Source organism: Sphaerisporangium aureirubrum (assembly GCF_042658925.1).
Lineage (GTDB): Bacteria > Actinomycetota > Actinomycetes > Streptosporangiales > Streptosporangiaceae > Sphaerisporangium > Sphaerisporangium aureirubrum.
Genome location: NZ_JBHSRF010000161.1, coordinates 1 through 5,650, shown reverse-complemented (window position 1 = coordinate 5,650; position 5,650 = coordinate 1). Strand labels below are relative to the sequence as shown.

At 75.1% G+C, this 5,650-nt stretch carries 5 protein-coding genes; 1 reads left to right on the top strand and 4 read right to left on the bottom strand.

From position 1 onward, the window contains the following. Window positions 1-1,901, bottom strand: a 1,901-nt coding sequence (locus ACFP1K_RS40795; RefSeq protein ID WP_380763919.1) for an AfsR/SARP family transcriptional regulator, incomplete at its 3' end; no start/stop codon positions are given. A 256-nt stretch (window positions 1,902-2,157) separates the two neighbouring features. Between ACFP1K_RS40795 and ACFP1K_RS40790 the strand changes: the two genes are divergently transcribed. Beyond that, complete coding sequence (locus ACFP1K_RS40790) at window positions 2,158-2,610, top strand: ATP-binding protein (protein WP_380763918.1); 453 nt, start codon at window positions 2,158-2,160, stop codon at window positions 2,608-2,610. Window positions 2,611-2,724: 114 nt separating this feature from the next. Here the strand turns inward: ACFP1K_RS40790 and ACFP1K_RS40785 are convergent, their stop codons facing one another. The 3 genes from ACFP1K_RS40785 to accA all read right to left on the bottom strand — a co-directional run. Next, window positions 2,725-4,083: an acetyl-CoA carboxylase biotin carboxylase subunit gene (locus ACFP1K_RS40785; protein ID WP_380763916.1), complete on the bottom strand. Its 1,359-nt coding sequence runs from the start codon at window positions 4,081-4,083 to the stop codon at window positions 2,725-2,727. A gap of 132 nt (window positions 4,084-4,215) precedes the next feature. Further along, window positions 4,216-4,707, bottom strand: a complete 492-nt coding sequence (locus ACFP1K_RS40780; RefSeq protein ID WP_380763914.1) for an acetyl-CoA carboxylase biotin carboxyl carrier protein — start codon at window positions 4,705-4,707, stop codon at window positions 4,216-4,218. A 51-nt stretch (window positions 4,708-4,758) separates the two neighbouring features. Further along, window positions 4,759-5,650 (bottom strand): acetyl-CoA carboxylase carboxyl transferase subunit alpha (gene accA, locus ACFP1K_RS40775; RefSeq protein ID WP_380763912.1); only part of this gene is annotated, 892 nt, incomplete at its 5' end.

Below are 5,650 nucleotides of genomic sequence, written 5' to 3'. Positions count from 1 at the left end.
CCCGCCCCCACCGGTACGCCACCCGTCCCTGTCTTGCCCGCCGGTGAGCCCCCCGCCGGTGCGTCCCCGGACGCCACGTCCGGCCCCGCCCCCACCGGTACGTCAACCTTCTCTGTCTTGCCCGGCGATACACCCCCCGGCGATACATCCCCGGCCGATGCGCCCTCCGCTGGTGCATCCCCCGCTATCGCGTCCGACCCCGCCCCGACCAGTACGCCATCCGTACCTGTCTTGCCCGCCGGTGAGCCCCCGGCTGGTGCGTCCCCGGACGCGACGTCCGGCCTCGCCTCCACCGGTGCGTCACCCTTCTCTGTCTTGCCCGGCGATACACCCCCCGGCGATACATCCCCGGCCGATGCGCCCTCCGCTGGTGCGTCCCCCGCTGTCGCGTCCGGCCCCGCCTCCACCGGTACGCCATCCGTCTCTGTCTTGCCCGCTGGTGAACCCCCGGCCGGTGCGTCCCCCGACGCTACGTCCGGCCCCGCCCCCACCAGTACGTCACCCGTCTCTGTCTTGCCCGGCGATACACCCCCCGGCGATACACCCCCCGGCGATACACCCCCTGCCGATACACCCCCTGCCGATACACCCCCTGCCGGTGCGCCCCTGGGTGCCGCGTCCGGCCCTGCCTCCGCCGGTGCGTCTCCCGTCTCTGTCTTGGGTGCCGATACGCCCCCGGCTGTCACATCACCTGCCGTTATATCGCTCGGTGGGTGGGACAGGTAGGACAGTTCGACCAGCCATGGGCCGTCTGGTGTGGTCGAATTACTGGCGGCTTCCACTGCCAGGCGGGTCTTGCCGGCGCCTCCTGGGCCGGTGAGGGTGACCAGTCTGGCCTCCGTCAGGAGCCTTCCGATGCGGGTCAGGTCCTCTGTTCTGCCTACCAGGCTTGTCAGTGGTACGGGGAGGTTTCCCTGGCGTCGATGGAGGGGCTCTGGTGTGGGGCTGAAAGGAAAGTGGTGTGCGGCTGGTCGGGGGGATGGGGGGGTGCTCGGGTCGTGGTCGAGGGGGGATGGGGCGGGGGCGGTGCGGTGCTCCAGTGGAGCTGGAGTCCGGAGGTGGGGCGGCTCCAGGGGGGTGTCTGGGGGGGACGTGCGGAGGGCGGTCAGGTGGGCTTGTCTGAGCTCGGGGCCTGGGTCGACTCCTAGGCGGTCGGCGAGGGCGGCGCGGAGGCGTTCGTAGGTGTCCAGGGCGTCCGCGCGGCGGCCGGCGGCGCACAGTGCCAGGATCAGGCGGGCGTGGAAGGGCTCGCGTGCCGGGTGGGTGGTCACCAGCTCTTCCAGTTCGGCCACCAGCGCGGCCGCTCCACCGCCAAGGGCGTACGGCGGGCGGGCGGAGGTTTCGGTGACATCGTCCGGGGTGGAGGGGGTGAGGGCGAGGTCGGTGTCGATCCGGGCGGCCAAGGCAGTGAGGCGGGTCTCCTCCAGGCGGGCGGCGGGTGCGGCGGCGAAGGTGTACGCGGCGGCGTCGGCGAGGGCGGGGCCGCGCCACAGTGACAGGGCGCGGTGCAGTTCGCGGGACGCCAGGGGGATGTCGCGGTCGCGGAGGGCGGTGAGGCCCCGGGTGGCGGTGCGTTCGAAGGCCCAGGCGTCCACGTGTTCGAGGGGGATGCCGAGGCGGTAACCGGCGGGGTGCGAGACGACGGCGTCGCGCTCGGCCAGGACGCGGCGCAGGCGGGACACCAGGGACTGCAGGGCGGCGGCGGGGTTGGCGGGCGGCCCGGACTCCCACAGGTCGTCGATCAGCCGGGCGGTGGTGACCAGCCGCCCGGGGTCCAGCGCAAGGCGGATCAGCAGCGCCCTGAGCCGCGTCCCGGTGATCTCCACCTCGCCGTGCGCGGCCGTCACGCGCAGCGGTCCGAGGATCGCGACCCGCACGGCTCCCCCCTCATGATCGGTCACTCCATTGTCCTCTCCCCGTTGACCGGCGGCGCTCGCGCCGTTCCGCAAGTGGCCGGTGGGGCGACGTGTGACGCCGTGCGGGACGGGGCATGGCGGTCCGGGACGGGGGCCGGGGGTGTCTTCGAGCAATCCGCACCGGCCGCCGCCGCGAAGTGGAGGTGGTGGCCCGCGCGGTGCGCGGGGGCGCCAGGCGTTATGGTCGTCGCTGTGACGGACGCTCGCCGGACGGACGAAGATTGGCGTGGGAGGGGTGCCGGTGGAGGGCAGTGGACCTAGGTCCGCGGAGTGGCCGATCACCGATGATCTGAGCGCCCTGCGATCATGGATCCGCGATTACGCCGCCGAGGCCGGAATGGGCGGGGTGCGCCTGCAGGACCTGGTGCTGGCGGTGAACGAGGCGGCGGCCAACGTCCTGGACCACGCCGGGGGGAACGGGCACGTCCGCGTCTGGCGTGACGGCCGTTCCGTCACGGTCGAGGTCCGCGACTTCGCGGGCCGCCTGGTGCCCGCGCACGCCGACGCCGGCGACCCCGGCCTGAACAGGTTGCGCGGCCGGGGCCTGTGGCTGATGCGCCAGCTGTGCGACGAGGTGCGGATCACCCGCCGCCCCGGCGGCTCCTCGGTCGTGCTCCGCCAGGCCATCGCCGGCGTCCCCGCCTTCCCCGAAACCCCCGAAGGCCCCCTCGACGATCCCTGCGACCCGTCCTGAACGCCGCGGGCGCCGCAACGCCCCGCGGCGGGCCCCGCCCTCTCGATGCACGGCGGCCCTCCGCCCGCCTCTCCATCCCAGGGCACTCGCGGCGTCAGGTGCGTCGCGGGCGGCTCAGGTCATGGGGGTGGACATCATCTGGTCCACCAGCGTCGTGGTGTGCTTGGCGTAGCGGAACAGCGGGTGGGCCAGGACCTCGCGCAGGAACCCGAGGTCGGTGCGGACGCCGGGGCCGGTGATGGTGAACTCCTCCAGGGCCCGTTGCGCCCGGGCGATCGCCTGGGCGCGGTCGGGCGCCCACACGCAGACCTTGGCGATCAGCGGGTCGTAGTCGGCGGTGATCACCAGGCCGGGCGCGGCGTGGGTGTCCACCCGGGTGAACGGCCCGCCCGGCGGCACGAACTCCTCCAGCACCCCGGGAGTGGGCAGGAACCCCCGCGCGGGGTCCTCGGCGTTGACCCGGCACTCGATGGACACGCCGGTCGACGTCACGTCCTCCTGCCGGTACGCCAGCCGCTGCCCGGCCGCGACCAGCAGCTGCTCGCGCACCAGGTCGATCCCGGTCACCATCTCGGTGATGGGATGCTCCACCTGGAGCCGGCAGTTGACCTCGATGAAGTAGCACGCGCCGTCCTCGTCCAGCACGTACTCGAACGTCCCGGCGCCGACGTACCCGGCGGCGCGGGCCGCCCGCACGGTCAGGTCCCCGAGGTGCTCGACGGTGCCCGCGGGCAGGCCGGGCGGCGGGGTCTCCTCGATCAGCTTCTGCCGCCGCCGCTGCACCGAGCAGTCCCGGGCCCCCAGGTGCACCACGTTGCCGTGCCCGTCGGCAAGCACCTGCACCTCCACGTGCCGGGCCGCGTCCAGGTACTTCTCGACGTACACCCGGGCGTCGCCGAACAGCGCGAGCGCCTCGCGGCGGGTGGCGGCGAACGCGGCGGCGAACTCGCCCGCCTCCTGCACCACCTTCATGGCGCGGCCCCCGCCGCCGGCGCTGGCCTTGATGACCACCGGGTAGCCGACCTCCTCGGCGGTCCTGGCGGCCTCGGCGGGGCACCCGGCGGGCCCGGTGCTGCCCGGCAGCACCGGCAGCCCGGCCGTCAGGGCGAACTCCCTGGCCGACACCTTGTCGCCGAGCCGGGCGATCACCGGGGCGGGCGGCCCGATCAGGGTCAGGCCGTGCGCCTGGCAGATCTCGGCGAACTGGGCGCTCTCCGACATGAACCCGTATCCGGGGTGGATGGCGTCGGCCCCGGTCTGCAACGCGGCGGCGATCACCGCGGCGGGGCTGAGGTAGCTGCGCCTCGGCGCGGGCGGCCCGATCTGGACCGCCTCGTCGGCCAGGCGCACCGGCGCCGAGTCACGGTCGGCGGTGGAGTGGGCGACCACCGCCCGCACTCCCATCTCGCGGCAGGTCCGGAGCACGCGCAAGGCGATCTCGCCCCGGTTGGCGATCAGAACTGTGGTGAACATCGCGCTACAGGCTCCAAGCTCCAGGCGGGGCCCCGGTGAGGGCTCCGGCGGGTTCGGGTGGCCGGTGAGGGGCGGGCCGGGCTCCCGGCGCCCGTGGCGGGCGCCGCCCTGGCCGTCGTCCCGGCCGCGGCGTCAGTCGGCCGGGACCAGGGAGAGCAGGGGTTCCTCGTACTGGACGGGGCTGCCGTCGCGGGCGGTGATCTCGCTGACGCGTCCGCGGTGCTCGGCCTGGACGGCGTTCATGAGCTTCATCGCCTCGACGATGCCGACCTGCTGCCCGGGTTCCACCAGGTCGCCCACCTCGACGAACGGCGGCGCGCCCGGCTCGCGGGAACGGTAGAAGGTGCCGACCATCGGAGAGCGGATCCACATGCCCTCCTCCTGCGCCACGGCCGCCTCCTCGGCCGCGGCGGCGGGGCCGGGGGGCGCGCCCGGACGGGCCTGCGCGGGGGACCATTCGACGTCGACGGCCACCTCGGCGGTCGACACCCTGATCCTGCGCAGCGGCACCGGGGCGGCCTCGCCGAGCCGGGTGGCGTGCCGGACGACCCAGGCGAGTACCCGTTCCGCGGCGTCGTCGCCCGGTCCGCTCCGGTCGCCGGCGCGGGTGGTGTCGGCTGTCATGCACGGCTCCTCTCACTGCTCACCATCGGGTGATCGGGGTCGTCGGGACGGTCAGACGGCGGGGCCGGTGCCGAACCGGCGGTAGCGGCGGTGCCGCGCGGCCACCAGGGCGGCCGCGTCCAGCGGGATCAGCTCGTGCAGGGCCGCGGTGACCGCGGCGCGCACCCGGCGCCCGGTGAGCGCGGGGTCGCGGTGCGCCCCGCCCTCGGGCTCGGGGATCACCCCGTCCACGACGCCGTACCGCAGCAGGTCGGCGGCGCCGAGGCGCAGCGCGGCGGCGGCCTTCGGCGCGGCCGCCGGGTCGCGCCACAGGATGGCGGCGCAGCCCTCGGGGCTGATCACCGAGTAGACGGCGTTGCTCAGCGCCAGCACCCGGTCGGCGACCCCGAGCGCGAGCGCGCCGCCCGAGCCGCCCTCGCCGGTGACCACGGCCACCACCGGCACCGGCAGCCGCGCCATCAGCCGCAGGTTGGCGGCGATGGCGTGCGCCTGCCCACCGGCCTCGGCCTCGACCCCGGCGTACGCGCCGGGGGTGTCGATCAGCGTCACCACCGGCACGCCGAGCTTGCCGGCCAGGGTCATCAGCCGGGCGGCGGTGCGGAACCCCGCAGGGGACGCCATGCCGAAGTTGCTGGCGACCAGCTGGCGGGTGTCGTGGCCCTTCTGGTGCCCGATCAGCATGACCGGCACCCCATCGGCGATGCCGAGGCCGGCCACGATGGCCGGGCAGTCGCCCGACACCCGGTCGCCGCGCAGCCGCTGGAAGTCGTCCAGCAGGCAGGCGGCGTAGTCCAGGGTGGTGGGGCGCCCGGGGTCGCGGGCCAGGGCGACCGCCTGCCAGGGGTCGCCGCCCGCGCCGGGCACCTGATCGGGGCGGCGCACCTGCTCGGGCGCGGCGTCGCGCCACGCGCCGGGCACCGGGCGGCCGCCGCGGGCCCAGGCC